Source organism: Accumulibacter sp., from assembly GCF_029255285.1.
GTDB lineage: Bacteria > Pseudomonadota > Gammaproteobacteria > Burkholderiales > Rhodocyclaceae > Accumulibacter.
In genome coordinates this window covers 1-16,147 of record NZ_JAPUVI010000007.1, presented here as the reverse complement: position 1 = coordinate 16,147, position 16,147 = coordinate 1, and the positions used below count along the sequence as shown (strand labels likewise).

Here is a 16,147-nt window from a genome sequence, read left to right as displayed (position 1 = left end):
GCTTCCAGGTCGCTGATCTGGCCGAAGGCCCAGCCGAAGGCCTTGATCTCCAGGCTGTTGGTCGCCACGCTGTCGCGTCGTGCGTCGTCGATGAATTCGGTGCTGCGCAGGCTGAGGACGAGTTCGTCCGTGTGCTGATTCTTGAACAAGGTCCCACTGAAACCCGTGCTGGTGTTGGAAAGGTGGTCGACGACGATCCAGTCTCCGGCAAACTTCGCGGCTTCGGTCGGGGTGAATCGGCTGGCGTGTTCGTTGCCGGTGGTGAGCCAAAGCGGATCAATTATCCCGATGTAATGCCCAGTGGCGGAGGTTAAATCGCCGGGAGCTTGGTCGGGCGTCAATTTGGCGCGGAAGTCGTACAAAGCCTCGGAAGCCATTTGCAGGTTGGCATACTTGAGCATTTCAGGAATCGAGGGAGCCGCCATGGTCAGTTCTCCTTCTTCGGAATCAGAATTTGGTCAACAAATTTGCGAGAGCTGTTGAGATCACCTGTCATTTGCATTGTTGGACAGATCGAATGATTCAGCCACGGCATCGACTGGCGCGGCGAATGGATGTAGCTGATCGCGTAGCGCGTCATCTCGCCCAACACCTCGCGGGTCTGGAGGTCGAGCACCTTGATGGTGCTGCTCGCCACCCACAGCGCCCGCTCCTCGGGGATGACGTGGTCTTCGAAAGTGACGGCGTAGCGGGGCGGGGTCTTGCTCGGCGAGAGGGACTTGTCCAATGACCAGCGGTAGACATTGAGGTCGTAGTCCGGATCCTTTTTTAAGGCCAACTGGACGTTGTAGGCCGTGGTGTCTTTCTTTCCGACCACCTTGACCGATCCGCTATACCGGTACCGCTGCCCGTCCTTCTCGTCGATCACCTCGACCCAGCGGTAGCCGGGGAGGCCGCCGGGGCGTTTGTCGACGTTGATGTAGCCACGCCACGAAGACACCACGCCATCTTTCACGGCACGGTATTCGTAGCCCAGAAACGAGGTGATGTACGAATCACCGTATACCTCCCGGCCGAACGCCGCCCCCGGCCACATCGGATCGGCGAGCTGGCGGTCGGTGCGTTCGGGGCGGACCTTCAGCAGCAGTAAGCCCTCGACATCGGGCACCGTCTTGTAGATCCGGAGACCGGCGACCTGGTCGCATTTCTCCTGGTAGTAGGCTTTGGCTTCCTGGACCTTGGCCAGGTATTCGGCGCGGTTGTTCGGGTCGTAGGCGACCAACGGCAAGGCCCAGCTTGCCACCAGGAAACACAGCGCCACGCGTATCCGCATTCGTCGCCCCCCTCGAGCTCCAGCGAAATCGTTGATGCCTGGACTTTCCCGGCCGGCCGGCCGGGCTCTCCCGCTTGCCCTCCGACGGCGTTCCCTTCCGCCGTCGTTCGTTCCCCCTGCTTCCCCGTCAGGCGCCACTCCCGCAGCCGCGGGCAGCGCCTGAGCCGACCGGACTGCCGGCCGGGTTATTCAGGAGTTTATGCGTTTACTTCGTTGAGGGTGCTGTTGTTTTTTTGACCAATTTCGCAAACCGACCGGTTTGGTCCGGCGCTTCGCGGCCAGGGGACTTGGCCAGCGGGCCCGGCCAGAATCCGGCGTGCGACGGGCGTCGGCAGCCGGATATCGACGCCCAGCCCGGAATCGGAGCGGCCGCCGAGTTCGTTGCCAGCCTCGAGCCGCGTTGCCCGAACGGAACAGATCGATACCCCGCTCGCCGCCATCGGCAACGGGCAGGCGCAGATCGTGGTGGTGGCGAGGGAGATGCTTGGCCGAGAGTCGTTGGCCGTGAATTATCGACAATAGCACTTGAGGCGAGCGAGTCGCCTCTGTATAATTTCCGGCTTGAACATGGCAAGGCGCCCGTAGCTCAGTTGGATAGAGTACTTGGCTACGAACCAAGGGGTCGGGCGTTCGAATCGCTCCGGGCGTGCCAAAAACAAGAAGGGCTGAGTCGAAAGACCCAGCCCTTTTATATTTTCGTAACCTAATGTTTCCTGAATAGAAGCCGGCACCATGTCTGGCCGAGAAGGGCAAGCTTCTCCCTTTACGCCTAGTGTGGGTTACCCGAAAAGCATTGGCGTCGATTTCTGCCCGGCGTGACTTTTCGGATTTTGCCGCGCGGCGGCGTCGTTGGTGCGCAGCAGCGTCGGCGTCTCCCGGCTCCGCTCCACAGCGTTCGCAGCGGGAATCAGCGGTCCAAGCTCGGCTGGCGAGTAGTGCGACATGATGTCTCCGCTCGTGCACCCGGGCAGCAGCGTTGGGTCCTCTAGCCGCCTGACGGGCGTGGAGTGGCGGTAACCGCCAAATGTCACAATGCGGGATGAATGATCGGCATTTCGTCCACCTTTCGACCTTTCGACCTTTCGACCTTTCGGACGGCTTTCGCCCTCGATTTTCCCTGCTCCCGGCGCAACTCGACCATGCGCTTCAAGTTCCACGCCAAGCGGACCGGTGTCCACCCGGAAGGCGGCATGGCGGGGACTGCATCAGGTCAAAAAAGGCCTCCAGCCGGCCGGGCTGAATGCGACAGTCACGCGCTGCACTTGATTGCACGAGTAACAAGTCCTACCTCGGTTGCCTCAAGCACGCTGACGATGAGCTGATACTCAGGCAAGGGGAAAAGACAAGGGGTGTGTTTTGATGGCTTGACTTGTTCAGGGGCCCGTGTGCGACATCGAGCAACTTTTCCGCTGCACGTGTAGGCAAGTCATCCCCCCAAAGCGCGATTGCCGGGACGATAGGACGACTGATAAAAAATCTTAATTTTATCAGAAGCCTAAGATTATGTTTGGCGGAGAGAGCGGGATTCGAACCCGCGGTGGGATGTTATCCCACACACGCTTTCCAGGCGTGCGACTTAAACCGCTCATCCATCTCTCCGGGAGGCCGCGAATTCTAGCAGAAGGTCGCGTGAACGCCAAAAGATCGAGTCGGTAGCCTTTGACCATCGATCAGGCCGGAGGGCAATAGGCTGGAGCGCTGGACGGCCGGTCTTTGGCGAGTTCGCCGCCGCCGTTCGTGCCGTTCTCTTTTTGAACCACTACGGTGGGTCGCCAGTGGTTGGCGAGCAAGAAATGGAGTCTATCTCCCGCGCCGAAAGTGCTGGGTTTGAGCGCTGGCGTATCCGCGACAGATAAACCCCGCTGGATCGAACCCCTGGACGGCGATACTTATGGGGATCGTAAGCCTTCCGTCGCTTGGGTCAAGCCGCGGCCATGGGTCGGATGCGCTGGCGCGGGGGCAAGGAGGGCCTTCCTTGTGAGTGGTCGCGGGAGCATCACGGCCGCCAAGCAGAGCGTCGGGTTGCGGCGAGCTTGCCTACGCAAATGGCCGCATGAGTTCGGGCGACAACAGAATAGTCTCGACGTGCACCGAAGGCCAGAAAGCAAAAAGCCCGATCGTCTGACCGGGCTTAAGCGCTTGATTTATTTGGCTCCCCGACCTGGGCTCGAACCAGGGACCTACGGATTAACAGTCCGACGCTCTACCGACTGAGCTATCGAGGAACTAACGAGAAAATATTCTATTCATTTGCCGGTTACCCGTCAACATCAGGGCTGGCGCTTTACGCGAATGTCGTTATCTGTTGAGAGTACTGCCTTATAATCAGTGCTGTATGACATGATGTCGTATATCCTTCCCGAATCTCGTCCAATCGCTCGCTTGCGAGTACGGCGGAATGACACTGATGGAGGTAACTTCCCGGGTTGTCAAACGGGCGGAAAGGCGGTACACAACGCTACTCGTTGGCGCGGATTCTGATCATGGCGGTGTGCGCCATCCTGTGCCTGGCACAGAGAAGCAATTGCGGCAAGGGACACCGCTGGCGGGGACGAAGGTGTTGTGAGATGTTCTGGCTCTGTAGGGAAGCATCGTCACCTGGATGGTTGAGCCCATGCCTGCGGCGTGGAGGAAACTTGGCGGCGCCGGCGTCATCGAGTCGATACGGCAGGTCCGCGACAAGGTCAGTGGCTTCTAACCGTCGCACTCGGCATGCCGACCGCAACGAAAGCCGTTGCGAGTCGCTGATCAAGTTGGTTTTCTCCGACCGGGCGCCGATCAATGGTATGAATTCTGCGTAGGCGATCGCCCCGAGCCGAAGGCGGCGACATTGTCGTAGCGAGAAAATACCGGTTACGATTACGGTTTTTTCCTGGCCGACCAGCGGCCGATCCCCCGGTTCACCACAGAGGACCTGCATGACTTCGCTTCCCCGCCAAAGCGGTATTCTCCTTCATCCTACCTCACTGCCCGGCCCGCACGGCTCGGGCGACCTCGGTCCGGCGGCCTACCACTTCGTCGATTGGCTGGTCGCCGCCGGCCAATCGCTGTGGCAGGTGCTGCCTCTGGGCAGCGTCGGGCCGGGAAATTCGCCGTACATCAGCCCCTCGGCTTTCGCCGGCAACGAACTCCTGATCGACCTGACGCAACTGCGCGCCGCCGGCTGGCTGACCGATGCCGACCTGTCTGCTCCGCCCGCCTTCCCTGAGACCCGGGTCGATTTCGCGGCGGTGCGGGAGTTTCGTGTGGCACGCCTGCGCCGTGCGGCCAAGCGCTTCTTCGGCCGCCAGAGCGCCGACCAACTGGCTGCTTTCGAAAGCTTTTGCGGTGCGGCCCAAGAATGGCTCGACGACTACGCTCTGTTCATGGCGCTCGACATGGCCATGCGCGGTGACGGCAAGGTGTGGCAGGACTGGCCGGCCCCATTGGCGCAACGCCGGCCGGACGCCTTACGCGAAGCGCAAGTCAAGTACGCCGACGAAATGAAGTTCTGGAAGTTCTGTCAGTGGCGTTTCCACGAGCAATGGGTCAAGCTCAAAGCCTACGCCCACGCGCGGCGCATCGAACTGGTCGGCGACCTGCCGATTTTCGTCGCCGCTCACAGCGCCGATGTCTGGTCGCACCCGGAGCTGTTCGATCTCGACAAGAAGGGTCGGCCGCGTGTCGTTGCCGGTGTTCCGCCGGACTACTTCAGCGCCACTGGCCAGCGCTGGGGTAACCCGCTCTACCGCTGGCCGGCCCATGCCAGTGAAGAGTATCGCTGGTGGGTCGAGCGCATGCGGCAAACGATGCGACTCTGCGACATCGTTCGTATCGACCATTTTCGGGGCTTTGAATCGTATTGGGAGATTCCGTCCACCGCCGAGACGGCGATCGACGGCGTCTGGCGACCTGGGCCTGGGCAAGCGGTGTTCGCGGCGATGCGTCGCGAGTTGAGCGACGCGCAGGGCCGGCTGCCCATCATCGCTGAAGATCTTGGCATCATCACTCCGCAGGTCGATGCGCTGCGTCAGGCGATCGGGCTGCCCGGCATGCGCATCCTGCAGTTCGCCTTCGACGGTGACGCCCGAAACCCCTACCTGCCGCATAACTACGAAGCCAACACCGTGGTGTACACCGGCACCCACGACAACGACACGACCGTTGGCTGGTGGCGGTCGCTGACGCACTCCGAGCGCGAGCACATACTCGCCTACCTCGGTGTCGGTGAGACGGCGAACGAGGGCGCGCACTGGAATTTCATCCGCCTCGCCTGTGCGTCGGTCGCCGCGTTCTGCATCATTCCGATGCAGGATGTGCTCGGTCTCGACTCGACACATCGGATGAACGAGCCGAGCCGCAGCGAGGGCTCGTGGGAGTGGCGTTTCAGTTGGCAGTGGGTGACGGCCGAGCACGCCGAACGTCTGGCCGAAATGGCGCGGCTCTACGGCAGGCGACGCGATTGAAGCCACGTTCTCGGTGCCGTCGCCGAAGCGCCGCGAGACAGGTCGACTGAGGAGCCGCTGTGCCGCAGGAGCCCAAGGTCAACGTCGATGTGCGGCCCGCCGCCGCGGCGGCTTCGCGCTCTCCCAGAAAGGGCATCATTCTGGCTGGGGGGGCCGGCACGCGCCTGTACCCGGCGACGCTGGCGGTCTCCAAGCAACTGCTGCCGATCTACGACAAGCCACTGATCTACTATCCGTTGACGACCCTGATGCTGGCCGGGATTCGAGACTTCCTGATCATCTCGACACCGCAGGACACGCCGCGCTTCGCACAGTTGCTGGGTGACGGACGGCCCTGGGGACTGAACATCCGATACGCCGTGCAGCCCAGCCCGGACGGCTTGGCGCAGGCTTTCATCATCGGCGCCGACTTCATCGACAACGGACCTTCGGCCCTCATCCTGGGCGACAACATCTTCTACGGTCACGATCTCGCGCGCGACCTGCGGGCGGCCGAAGCCAGGTCGCATGGGGCAACCGTTTTTGCCTATCGCGTCAATGACCCGCAACGCTACGGCGTCGTCGAGTTCGATCGGGATGGGGTTGCCGTCAGCCTGGAAGAAAAGCCGGCGCGCCCCAAATCCCACTACGCGGTAACCGGGCTCTATTTCTACGACCAGCGGGTGCTGGACGTGGCGCGGACACTCCGGCCTTCGGCCCGCGGAGAACTGGAGATCACCGATCTCAACCGCCAGTACCTGGCCTGGGGTGATCTCGCCGTGTCGATGCTGGGCCGCGGCCATGCCTGGCTGGATACGGGCACCCATGAGTCCTTGCTGGAAGCGAGCATGTTCATCGAAACGATAGAGAAGCGGCAAGGACTGAAGATCGCCTGCCCGGAAGAGATCGCTTTTCGTCAAGGCTATATCACGGCCGATGAGGTCGAGTCGCTGGCTCGGCCAATGGCCAACAGTCCCTACGGGGACTATCTGCTCGCACTGTTGAACGAGTAGCCAAACGCGTCGTCATTCACCTTTTTTCGCTGTCACCCGCCCCCAGGCGTTGCCGATGAAACTCGTAGCGACCCGTTTTCCCGATCTCTGGATCGTCGAGCCCCAGGTGTTCGGCGACGAACGCGGTTTTTTCCTCGAAAGCTGGAACCGCAAGGTATTTGCCGGCCTTGGCTTGGACGTCGAGTTCATCCAGGACAATCATTCCCGCTCCGGCAAGGGCGTTCTGCGCGGGTTGCATTACCAGATCCGGCAGGCTCAGGGCAAGCTGGTGCGCGTGAGCAGCGGCAGAGTGTTCGACGTGGCCGTCGATCTGCGTCGTTCGTCGCCGCACTTCGGCAATTGGCATGGGGTCGAGCTGTCGGCCGAGAATCACCGCATGCTATGGCTGCCGCCGGGATTCGCGCATGGCTTCCTGGTCCTCTCCGAGGCGGCAGATGTCCAGTACAAGGCGACGGCGTATCATGCGCCGGAGCATGAGCGTTGCATCCGGTGGAACGACCCTGACATCGGCGTCCGCTGGCCACTGGTCGGGGAGCCGACGCTGTCGGCCAGAGACCAGCAGGGGACGCCGCTCTCCCTGGCCGAAGTCTACGACTGAGCGGCGTCCGACAACGACCGTCAGACGATGCGGCACGCTTCCTCGAAGGCCAGCCGAGGACCGCGCGGATGCAGGCTCGTCGGGTCGCCGATGCCGAGATTGCAGAGGAAATTGACGCGCCAACGCCCATCGGGGAAAAATGCCGCATTGAGCTTGTCGGCGTCGAAGCCCGACATCGGACCGCAACCGAGTCCCAGAGCTCGCGCAGCAAGAATCAGGTAGGCGCCCTGCAGACTGCCGTTACGGAAAGCCGTACTGGCGGCCAGTTCGGCATTGGCGACGAACATCGCTTGCGCATCGTAAGCTGGAAACATGGTCGGCAGGAATTCATGGAAGCGGCTGTCGGTGGCGATGATGACTGTCAGCGGGGCGGCCAGTGTTTTGTCCCGGTTGCCGGGAGAAAGCGCTGGCGCGAGTTTGGCCTTGCTTTCCGGCGTGGTGACGAAAACCAGCCGCGCTGGCTGACAGTTCATCGACGTTGGACCCCATTTCATCAGGTCGTAGAGTCGCCGCAGCGTAGACTCGGGAATCGCCTCGGCGGAAAAGCCGTTGTACGTGCGGGCATTGGCGAAGAGTTGATCGAGGGCGTCGCTAGGCAGGGCTGACATGGTGCTTCCTTCCGTGGTGGTGGGGGTGGTATTTTGTTTCAAAACTCGGCGCAGTTGGTACCGATCGGGTGGATGGCCGGGAGAACAGTAGTGGCCGAACTTCCAGATCGAACCGGGACTTGGCCGCGACCTGGGCCTTGGCATCCTTGGAAACGGCCGTGTCGGGGCAAGGTCGACTTCTAACCGGGCACGGTAAAGGCAGAGCGGGACGTACCTCTGCGGGTTTTGCCTTGAGCGCGTTTGGTAGCCGGCGGCCGCATGCCGGGCAAGCCGATGAGAAACAGTAGACGGGCCGTGACGCCGGCCCATTGGCGCTCGAAATTGCCCCGCGGCCGGCCACCGCCGGCCGCGCTCGGCGCACGCCACGCCCCTTGCGGAGCAGGCAGGCAATGTGGAACTATGTACGCACGGCGCCGGGCGCGCTGCTCGAAGCCAACCAATCAACCGGAGGAAGCGACATGATCAACGGCCCTGTCTGGAACGAATCGATCCTGAAACGCGAAGCGGTATTTCCGACCATCCTGGCGATCGGCGACTCGTGGTTCTGGTATCCGGAGAACAATCTGGCCACTCCGCTGCACACCATCCTCAACCGCCGCCATACGCACGTCATGCTGGTTCGCGGGCACAACGGGGCAGAGGCAGTCGAGTACCAATCCGGACCGATCCGGGCGCAGATCGAAAAGGACCTCGACCGGGCGAAGGGCTATGGCAAGACCCTGAAGGCGGTGTTTCTCTCCGGTGGGGGCAACGATCTTGCGGGTAGCGACGATCTGCCGCAGGTGCTGCTCGCCGACTGCCGCAATTCGAGTTCGCCGGACGCGTGCCTGCGCAGCGGGCAGCCGGAACAGCTCTTCACGCGGGTGCGCGACGCGCTGCTGAGCGTCGTCGAACTGGTCGAGAAGAAAATCCCGGGCACCCCGGTCTTCATTCACGGCTACGACTACGCGTGTCCGAACGGCGAGGGCTTCCTCGGCCTCGGACAGTGGCTCCAGTTTCCGATGGATCAGTGCCAGGTCACGCGAAACCTGCAGCAGGGGCTGGTCAACGTGCTCATCGATCGCTTTCGGCTGGCGCTCGAAGAAGTCCGGGCACGGGCACCCAGCGTTCGGCTGGTCGACGGGCGCCGAACCCTCCAAGCCGAAGACTGGGCCAACGAACTGCATCCGACGATACCTGGCTTCAACCGCCTCGCGAAATGCTGGCAAGCGCCTCTGGAAGCATGCGGCCTCGCCTGAAGCGTGTCGGCCGGCGACAGCGAACGGCGGTTTGGCTTCGCCAGCAGCCTGCGGCGGCGTTGATGATCGACACCTGCCGCATTCAGGCCAGCGGTGAGGCGGTGCCGTGCCGCATCAGTCCGCCGACCCGGTAAGCGGTCAGAATGGCCATTCCCTGCAGCAGCGCTATGCCGACCAACACCGCCGCAAAACGCCCATCGTCCATCAGGCCGCCGAAAGCCAGCGGCGCCAGCGCCAAACCGGCGTCGAGGCCCGAGTAGACGAAGCCGTAGACCCGCCCGTAGGCCGCCTGACCGAAACGCGAGGTGGCCGCCCGGCGCACGAGCAGATCGCGCGACGGGCCGGCGATTCCGGTGCCGTAGCCGATGCCGGCCATCAGCGGCAACACGCTCCAGGCCGGCAAGGGCAGCAGCGCCAGGGCAATCGCGAGCAGTGCTCCGGTGCCGAGCGCGGCAGCGATGAGCCGTTCCTGATCGCCTTTCTGCGCCAGGAAACCGCCAGTCAGGATGCCCCCGGCGCCGCCCGCAAGATAGGCCGACAGGGCGGTCGCTCCGGCAGCGAGCGACAGTCCGTGCAGATTCTGCAGTATGGGCGTTGCGAAGTTCTGGATTGCGCCGAAAGCGGTGGTGATCAGAAAGAAAAAAGCGAAGCACAGCCATACCGCTGCCGAGCGCAAGAACGCGAACATGGGGCCAGCTGGCCCGGAAAAACCGATCTGCGCGCTCGGCAGGGGGTCGGCCAAGCTGCGACGACGCCAGAACAGCACGCCCAAGGCGAGCCCGGCGAGGCCGGCAGCGGCCAACGCGGCCGAACGCCAGCCGGCCGTTGCCGCTATTCCGGTCATGAACACCGGCGCCAGCGCCCAACCGAGGTTGCCGGAAAGACCGTGTACCGAAAATGCGTGGCTGAGTCGTGGTGGTGAGACATGGCGGTTGAGGACGGTGAAGTCGGCCGGATGGAAAACGCTGTTGCCGAGCCCGGCCAGTGCGGCGACCCCGACCAACCCGGCGTAACCGTCGGCGGCGGCAAGCAAGAGCGCGGCAATCGAAAAGCAGACGATGCCGCCGCTGAGGACCTGCGCCGCACCGTAGCGGTCGACGAGGAACCCGGCCAGTGCCTGACCGATCGCCGAGACGGTGAAAAAGATCGTCATCGTCGCACCGATACCGGTGAAACTAAGCCCGAAGTCGCTCATCAGCCAAGGGAAGAGCGGTGGCAGCAGGAGATGAAAGAAATGCGAAACGCCATGCGCGAAACCGACCAGAGAAATCACTTCGAGATCGCGGGCCGTGGGTAGGGCGGTCGCGGTCATCGCCATTCCTGCGGGAACGCCGCGGCAAACGCCCGGCCCTTGCGTCGCCGGGGGCCGCCGCGGGTGTGGCAGGAATCGGTCCTTCCGGGCTCGACGAGCTTGGCGCCGCGCGCTGCCGGACGAGCAACGGGGATCGGTGCGGGCTTCAGGCCACGGGTGACAGCGGGGTCCAGCGGAGCGAGCAGTGGCATCGAATTGCCTTTCGGTGGACGGGGGGGAAACGGCGCCGACCGCCCGCGCACCGTGTGCGGTTGGGATGACAAAACGAGGCGCCGCAGCGACAGTATCTGTGGCTCTCCCGGCGCTGTCAAACCGGCTCGATCGGACCTTCGAGCAAGTCGAAGGCAGGCGCCGGAGCCGCCGCTCGAATATCACGTTGCCGCGTCTCTTTTCGCCTGCGCCCGCCCATCGGAAGGCCGCATCGGGCCTATCCGACAAGCCGGGCAAAAGGAGTAAAGTGTCGCCAGGTTGTCTTCGACGAACTGGCGGGAGCTTGGCGATGCGTATTCTTGTATTGGGGGCGGGCGGTATCGGCGGCTATTTTGGTGCCAGGATGCACGTGGCCGGCGGCGACGTCACTTTTCTCGTCCGACCGGCACGCGCCGCACAGTTGCGGGATCAGGGACTGCGCGTGTCGAGCCCGTTGGGCAACGCGCAGATCAGCCCCAGGATCCTGACTGGCGACCAGTTGATCGATCCTTTCGACGTGATTTTCCTGTCGTGCAAGGCCTACGACCTCGATTCGGCCATCACGGCCATCGCCCCGGGGTTTGGCGAGCAAAGCGTGATATTGCCGCTGCTCAACGGCGTCGCGCACATCGAGCGCTTGTCCGCCCGCTTCGGCCCCTCGCGAGTCCTCGGCGGCGTGGCGCTGATCTCGGTTATGCTGGCGCCGGACGGCGAGATCCGACACCTCAACCGGCTGCAGCGGATCATCGCCGGCCCGCTGACGTCGCCGTCCTCGCCATGGCTGCCTCGGCTGGCCCAGCTACTCGCCGCGTCAGGTGTCGACTTCAGCCTCTCCGACCATGTCGAACAGGCGATGTGGGACAAACTCGTCTTCCTTTCCGCGCTCGCGGGTGCCACCTGCACACTGCGCGCCGGTGTCGGCGACATCTTGCGGACCGTCGGCGGCGAGGCCTTTGTCACCGGCCTGTTGGCCGATTGCGCCGGCGCTGCGGCAGTCAACGGTCACGCGGTCGCCGAGAAACAGCTGGCGGCCTTCGGCCAGCAACTCAGCGACCGAAGCTCGACGCTGATGGCGTCGATGCTGCGCGATATCGAGCGCGGCGGACCGACCGAAGCCGACCATATCCTTGGCTATCTGCATGACCGCGCACGCGCTGCCGGTCTCGACACGCCGTTGCTCCGCCTCGCCTATTCCCACTTGCAGGCCTACGAAATTCGCCGCCGGGCGGCGTCGTGACCCGGCGGCCTGCGTCCGATGAGCTTCCGGTCGTGCTTCATGGTCTTTTTCGTGCTGGCGCTGACAGCGCCAGCGGCGGCGCAGATTCCCTTGCCCTCACTGCTGTCCGGACCCGCCAAGGCGGGGGTGGAGACGCCGGTGGCGGCGGATCCTCGAGCGGATGCCGAGGCGCAACTCGCCGAGGCGCGTCGCCGACAGGACGAGGAACGACTGGCAGGGGGCGGAAGTCCCGAAGCGGACGGCTTGCCGGCCACCGAGCGTCAACGTCTCATCGATCGCCTCGTGGTCGCCTACGGCGCACGCCTGCAAGTGCTCGACGAGATCGAGAAACTCAGGAGTGCGCCGCCCGAAAACGCGAGTCTGCAGGCTTGGCTAAGCGAGTTTGCCGGGCCGCCGCCTTATTCAGCGCTGCGTGTCGACGGGCTGCGCGATCAATTCGACGCCACCAGGGAGCGCGTGCAGAGCCTGGCGTCGGCGGAACGGGCGTTGGAGTCACAAAAGACGACGCTACTGGAGATGCAGCGACGAGCCGGCGAAAGCGTTCGCCTGGCGGACGATAAACTCGCGCGCGCCAGAACGGTGCCGGAAGCCGACAAGGAGCGGCTGAACCGCGAACTGTCCAGCCTGCGCTTGAAGCTCGCCGAAGCGGAACTGACGACGATCGGCCTGGCGGTCGACCGCTTGCAACTCGAAACCAAGCTTCTGCAGACGCTGAGCGGCGAAATGCAGCGTTTGCTGGCCCGCGTGCTGCCTGAGCAACGCTTGACCAAGGAAGACTTCGAGCAGCAGCAGGCTCTGCTGCAAGCCAGTCTGGCCAAGGTGACGGCCGAGATTGACCGGCTGGTGGTCGACAATACCCGTCGGGCGAGCGAACGAGAGCGACTGGCCAGGGACAGGGAGTCGGCTGGCGTCAGCGCGGAGACCGCGGCGCGGCTGCAACTGCTCGACCAGAAGCTGGAAACGGATCGCGTCGTGCTGTTGGCGCTGAACTGGGTCCAAACGACCATACAGATGGCCAGCGACTCCTGGGCACTACGCTACGTCGCTTTCCGTTCCGAAGATGCGCCAACCCGCCAGATGGTGCTCGCCGGGTTGAGCCGGGCACGCGACGAGTTGGCGAGCCGCAAGCACCTGGCCGACGAGTTGCAGAAGACGGCCCGGGCGGCGGTCAGAGAACAGGAATTGCGCGTCGACAGCGTCTCACTCGACGCCCAGGCCAGCGCCCGGGAGTCTGCGGCGCTCGACGCGATAAAGCAGCGTGTACAGGCTTTCCAGCGCCTCGACGTGGCCGGCGCCCGGCTGGAGCGCCAGTTGCAGCGCTGGCTGGAGGACTTCGGTTTGGCCGGGATAACCGCGAGCAGCGAAAACTGGCAACTTGGTGCTCTACAGTTGGCGCAGACGCTGAAGCGTGTCTGGGATTTCGAGATGTTCGCCGTCGAGGAGTCGACCGCCGTCGATGGCAAGACGGTCACTGTCAGCTACGGGGTGACCGTCGGCAAGAGCATCGGCGCACTGCTGCTCTTCGTGTTGGGCTACTGGCTGTTCTCGCTGCTCTCGAAGCGGCTGCAGAGAATCATGGTCAGCCGCTTCGGGGTCGACGAGCAAATGGCCAGCGTGATTCGCCGCTGGGCGATGATTTCGCTGGCCGTGCTTCTGGTCATCTTCATCCTCAATCTGGCGCGCATTCCCCTGACTGTCTTTGCCTTCCTGGGCGGGGCACTGGCCATCGGGGTCGGCTTCGGCACGCAGACCATCATCAAGAACGTGATCAGCGGCATCATCATTCTCTTCGAACGCAAGATCCGGGTCGGCGACATCATCGCGCTGGGCGGCATGACCGGTCATGTCACCGCCGTCGACCTGCGTGCCTCGACCGTGCGCGGTTTCGATGGTGTCGAGGCCTTGGTGCCGAACTCGAGTTTCCTCGAGAATCAGGTCGTCAACTGGACCTACTCCAATCCCCGTATCCGGCGCGAGATCCGCATCGGCATCGCCTACGGTTCGCCGGTGCACCAGGCCGCCGAGATCATTGCCGGTTGCGCGAAGGATCACGGACAGGTACTGAAGGACCCGGTACCCGAAGTCTTTTTCGAGGATTTTGCCGACAGCGCCCTGTTGCTCGTCCTCGTCTTCTGGGTCGAACTGGGGCCGACGCTGGTGTCGCGCCGAGTGGACAGCGACCTGCGCTACGCGATGGAGAAGCGCCTGAGCGCCGCCGGAATAACGATTCCCTTTCCGCAGCGCGATCTGCACCTCGATGTGTCGCAGGTGCTGCCGGTCCGTCTCACGCCAGTTCCTCCCCCCGATGGCTGAGCGGCGCCTTCGGCCGGCGCGCCATCGGCGGCGAGTCAATGAGGAGAGTCTGGCGGTGAGCCGTCGAGCGCCGGGAAAACGGCGGCGTAACGGGCAATCCACTCCTGCGCGGCCGTTTCGCCATCCAGCTCGCGCCCTTCGCGGCGCAGCACGTCCTTGCGATAGTGCTCGATCTGACAGATCTGTTCGACCAGCCGGGCGGCATAGACATCCTCCGGTTCGCTGAAGCAGACTCCAACTTCGTAGTTCCCGGGCCCATGCCGGCGACACCAGACCACTGAACATGGCGCATGGAAAACCGGCTGCATCAGCGGAATCGTCACCACGACTTGCGTTCCGACCGCCAGTGGCCGGTCGGAACGGCACGCCAGCCCGCCGAGACCGACATCTTTCAGCCGGCGCGACGCGCGCGGCGGCGGATCGTCGATCGCGATGTCGATCGGAATGTCCGCCGGATGCCGGACGAAGCGCCGCTTCGCCACCTGCTGCGAGGCCATCATCGCCGGTTTGCGTCGTCCTGCCGCCGGCGCCGATCAGCGTTCGCCGGCCGAGGCGGCCGCGCTTGACGATCCGGCGTATTGGCCGGCATCCGAAAGCGTGTCGGCGGAACAGGCGAGCAGGCTGGAGCCGGCGAGGAAGTCACGATCCGGGTAGTAGACGAAAAGGTATTGTCCACCTTTGATCTCGTCGATCAGCTCGGTGGCAATCTCTGGACGCACGGCGGGACAGCCGAGGCTGCGTCCCAGGCGGCCAAGCTGTCGCAGCGCCTCGTCACTGACATAAGGCGCTCCGTGCAGAACGATCGCGCGTTCGAAAGCGCGATCGTTGATTCCCGGTTCCAGCCCTTCGAGGCGCAGCGAGTAACCGTTGCGGCCGACATAGCTCTCGGCGGTGCGGAACAGACCGAGACTGGACTGCAAGCTGCCGGGTTCGTTCGAAAAGCGGCTGGCGAGGTTTTCACCGGATCCGCGGCCATGCGCCACGTACTCCTCGCGCAAGAGGCTGCGCGTGTCGAGATCGAAGACCCACAAGCGTGGCTGTGTCGATGGCAGCGAGTAGTCGATCACCGCCAGGCGCTTGGCCGCCGCCAGCGCGCCGCGCTGGGCGCACTGCAGCGCCGAGACGGCGAAAGCGAGCGCTTTCGCGTCGAGTGCGGGCGCCGCCGCCGCCAGTTCCCTCGTCAGACCGGGCTCGGCCAGCGACCTCGGCGGCCCGAAACCAAGCGCCACGGCGATGAGCAGCAAATGCCGGGCCAATACGCCAGCGCCGCCACGCGACAAAGGCCCGCCTCGGCCGCCGCCAGCATCGGCCCGGCACCACCAGCGCTCGAGAATAAACGGGCGAAGGACAGTGGTGAAGCGCATCGTCTGGATCCTGTAAGTGGCAAGCAAGCGATCAATTATAGTGCACTCGCGAGAGGCGCATGCTGTCCGGAGACTCGCTGCCGCTTGGCGGTGCAAAGAGCGAACCCCGCAATTCTATGGCGTCGACGGTCGAAAGGTGCCGAGAATGGCATTCCGTGCCCTCGACCTTGCGCTATAATGCTGGCCGGCTCGAAAAATAGTTTGACAGATCTGCGCGAGGGCGTCAGAATCTAGGGTTCCTAGTTGGAGGGATACCCAAGTGGCCAACGGGATCAGACTGTAAATCTGACGGCTCCGCCTTCGAAGGTTCGAATCCTTCTCCCTCCACCAAAAGCGCCGCTGTTGGTTATGTTGTGCAGCCGTGTACGGGTAATGGTTTTGCGGGTGTAGCTCAATGGTAGAGCTGAAGCCTTCCAAGCTTATGACGAGGGTTCGATTCCCTTCACCCGCTCCAGGTTGCGGCCACAGGATCGCTTCAGGCTTTGCGAACGACGCCCATGTAGCTCAGCGGTAGAGCACTCCCTTGGTAAGGGAGAGGTCGACAGTTCAATTCTGTCCATGGGCACCACCGTTTGGTG

Annotated in this window: 12 protein-coding genes, 6 tRNA genes and 1 pseudogene; 10 read left to right on the top strand and 9 right to left on the bottom strand. The window is 63.5% G+C overall.

Annotation, left to right across the window (positions count from 1 at the left end; all coding sequences use genetic code 11):
* Positions 1–425, bottom strand: a pseudogene (locus tag Q1M07_RS00800) (hypothetical protein); the annotation flags it as partial.
* Positions 426–427: 2 nt separating this feature from the next.
* The gene (locus Q1M07_RS00795) at positions 428–1,273 is read right to left on the bottom strand and encodes a hypothetical protein (protein WP_300449309.1); all 846 of its coding nucleotides are present in this window, start codon (positions 1,271–1,273) and stop codon (positions 428–430) included.
* Between the two features lie 575 nt (positions 1,274–1,848).
* On the opposite strand from Q1M07_RS00795, the gene Q1M07_RS00790 reads away from it, so the two are divergent.
* Positions 1,849–1,925: transfer RNA gene (locus Q1M07_RS00790), tRNA-Arg, on the top strand.
* A 127-nt stretch (positions 1,926–2,052) separates the two neighbouring features.
* Here Q1M07_RS00790 and Q1M07_RS00785 read toward each other — a convergent pair.
* From Q1M07_RS00785 to Q1M07_RS00775, 3 genes are all read right to left on the bottom strand, one after another.
* Positions 2,053–2,217, bottom strand: a complete 165-nt coding sequence (locus Q1M07_RS00785; RefSeq protein ID WP_300449307.1) for a hypothetical protein — start codon at positions 2,215–2,217, stop codon at positions 2,053–2,055.
* 564 nt (positions 2,218–2,781) lie between these two features.
* Positions 2,782–2,872: transfer RNA gene (locus tag Q1M07_RS00780), tRNA-Ser, on the bottom strand.
* 550 nt (positions 2,873–3,422) lie between these two features.
* A tRNA-Asn gene (locus tag Q1M07_RS00775) sits at positions 3,423–3,498 on the bottom strand.
* 693 nt (positions 3,499–4,191) lie between these two features.
* Here Q1M07_RS00775 and malQ point away from each other — a divergent pair.
* The 3 genes from malQ (at position 4,192) to rfbC (ending at position 7,308) form a co-directional block, all read left to right on the top strand.
* Complete coding sequence (gene malQ, locus Q1M07_RS00770) at positions 4,192–5,718, top strand: 4-alpha-glucanotransferase (protein WP_300449305.1); 1,527 nt, start codon at positions 4,192–4,194, stop codon at positions 5,716–5,718.
* A gap of 89 nt (positions 5,719–5,807) precedes the next feature.
* The gene (gene rfbA / locus Q1M07_RS00765; RefSeq protein WP_300449311.1) at positions 5,808–6,710 is read left to right on the top strand and encodes a glucose-1-phosphate thymidylyltransferase RfbA; all 903 of its coding nucleotides are present in this window, start codon (positions 5,808–5,810) and stop codon (positions 6,708–6,710) included.
* A 55-nt stretch (positions 6,711–6,765) separates the two neighbouring features.
* On the top strand, positions 6,766–7,308 hold the full coding sequence (gene rfbC, locus Q1M07_RS00760; RefSeq protein ID WP_300449303.1) for a dTDP-4-dehydrorhamnose 3,5-epimerase: 543 nt from the start codon (positions 6,766–6,768) through the stop codon (positions 7,306–7,308).
* Positions 7,309–7,328: 20 nt separating this feature from the next.
* Here the strand turns inward: rfbC and Q1M07_RS00755 are convergent, their stop codons facing one another.
* On the bottom strand, positions 7,329–7,916 hold the full coding sequence (locus Q1M07_RS00755) for a malonic semialdehyde reductase (protein WP_300449301.1): 588 nt from the start codon (positions 7,914–7,916) through the stop codon (positions 7,329–7,331).
* A gap of 458 nt (positions 7,917–8,374) precedes the next feature.
* Between Q1M07_RS00755 and Q1M07_RS00750 the strand changes: the two genes are divergently transcribed.
* Positions 8,375–9,154 carry a GDSL-type esterase/lipase family protein gene (locus Q1M07_RS00750; protein ID WP_300449299.1) on the top strand — a complete coding sequence of 260 codons (780 nt, stop codon included), beginning with the start codon at positions 8,375–8,377 and terminating at the stop codon, positions 9,152–9,154.
* 82 nt (positions 9,155–9,236) lie between these two features.
* Here Q1M07_RS00750 and Q1M07_RS00745 read toward each other — a convergent pair whose 3' ends face one another.
* Positions 9,237–10,466, bottom strand: coding sequence for an MFS transporter (locus Q1M07_RS00745; RefSeq protein ID WP_300449297.1), 1,230 nt, complete (start codon positions 10,464–10,466; stop codon positions 9,237–9,239).
* A gap of 499 nt (positions 10,467–10,965) precedes the next feature.
* Between Q1M07_RS00745 and Q1M07_RS00740 the strand changes: the two genes are divergently transcribed.
* Positions 10,966–11,892, top strand: coding sequence for a ketopantoate reductase family protein (locus Q1M07_RS00740; RefSeq protein WP_300449295.1), 927 nt, complete (start codon positions 10,966–10,968; stop codon positions 11,890–11,892).
* A gap of 18 nt (positions 11,893–11,910) precedes the next feature.
* Complete coding sequence (locus Q1M07_RS00735) at positions 11,911–14,205, top strand: mechanosensitive ion channel domain-containing protein (protein ID WP_300449293.1); 2,295 nt, start codon at positions 11,911–11,913, stop codon at positions 14,203–14,205.
* A 35-nt stretch (positions 14,206–14,240) separates the two neighbouring features.
* Here the strand turns inward: Q1M07_RS00735 and Q1M07_RS00730 are convergent, their stop codons facing one another.
* Complete coding sequence (locus Q1M07_RS00730) at positions 14,241–14,705, bottom strand: PilZ domain-containing protein (protein ID WP_300449291.1); 465 nt, start codon at positions 14,703–14,705, stop codon at positions 14,241–14,243.
* A 33-nt stretch (positions 14,706–14,738) separates the two neighbouring features.
* The gene (locus Q1M07_RS00725) at positions 14,739–15,569 is read right to left on the bottom strand and encodes a murein L,D-transpeptidase catalytic domain family protein (protein WP_300449289.1); all 831 of its coding nucleotides are present in this window, start codon (positions 15,567–15,569) and stop codon (positions 14,739–14,741) included.
* Between the two features lie 245 nt (positions 15,570–15,814).
* On the opposite strand from Q1M07_RS00725, the gene Q1M07_RS00720 reads away from it, so the two are divergent.
* From Q1M07_RS00720 to Q1M07_RS00710, 3 genes are all read left to right on the top strand, one after another.
* A tRNA-Tyr gene (locus Q1M07_RS00720) sits at positions 15,815–15,899 on the top strand.
* A gap of 50 nt (positions 15,900–15,949) precedes the next feature.
* Positions 15,950–16,023: transfer RNA gene (locus Q1M07_RS00715), tRNA-Gly, on the top strand.
* A gap of 39 nt (positions 16,024–16,062) precedes the next feature.
* A tRNA-Thr gene (locus Q1M07_RS00710) sits at positions 16,063–16,137 on the top strand.
* Positions 16,138–16,147: the final 10 nt, after the last annotated feature.

Coding starts and splice junctions, on each gene's coding strand:
- Q1M07_RS00795 (WP_300449309.1), bottom strand. CDS start 1,273: ATGCGGATACGCGTGGCGCTGTGTTTCCTGGTGGCAAGCTGGGCCTTG.
- Q1M07_RS00785 (WP_300449307.1), bottom strand. CDS start 2,217: ATGTCGCACTACTCGCCAGCCGAGCTTGGACCGCTGATTCCCGCTGCG.
- malQ (WP_300449305.1), top strand. CDS start 4,192: ATGACTTCGCTTCCCCGCCAAAGCGGTATTCTCCTTCATCCTACCTCA.
- rfbC (WP_300449303.1), top strand. CDS start 6,766: ATGAAACTCGTAGCGACCCGTTTTCCCGATCTCTGGATCGTCGAGCCC.
- Q1M07_RS00755 (WP_300449301.1), bottom strand. CDS start 7,916: ATGTCAGCCCTGCCTAGCGACGCCCTCGATCAACTCTTCGCCAATGCC.
- Q1M07_RS00750 (WP_300449299.1), top strand. CDS start 8,375: ATGATCAACGGCCCTGTCTGGAACGAATCGATCCTGAAACGCGAAGCG.
- Q1M07_RS00745 (WP_300449297.1), bottom strand. CDS start 10,466: ATGACCGCGACCGCCCTACCCACGGCCCGCGATCTCGAAGTGATTTCT.
- Q1M07_RS00740 (WP_300449295.1), top strand. CDS start 10,966: ATGCGTATTCTTGTATTGGGGGCGGGCGGTATCGGCGGCTATTTTGGT.
- Q1M07_RS00735 (WP_300449293.1), top strand. CDS start 11,911: ATGAGCTTCCGGTCGTGCTTCATGGTCTTTTTCGTGCTGGCGCTGACA.
- Q1M07_RS00730 (WP_300449291.1), bottom strand. CDS start 14,705: ATGATGGCCTCGCAGCAGGTGGCGAAGCGGCGCTTCGTCCGGCATCCG.
- Q1M07_RS00725 (WP_300449289.1), bottom strand. CDS start 15,569: ATGCGCTTCACCACTGTCCTTCGCCCGTTTATTCTCGAGCGCTGGTGG.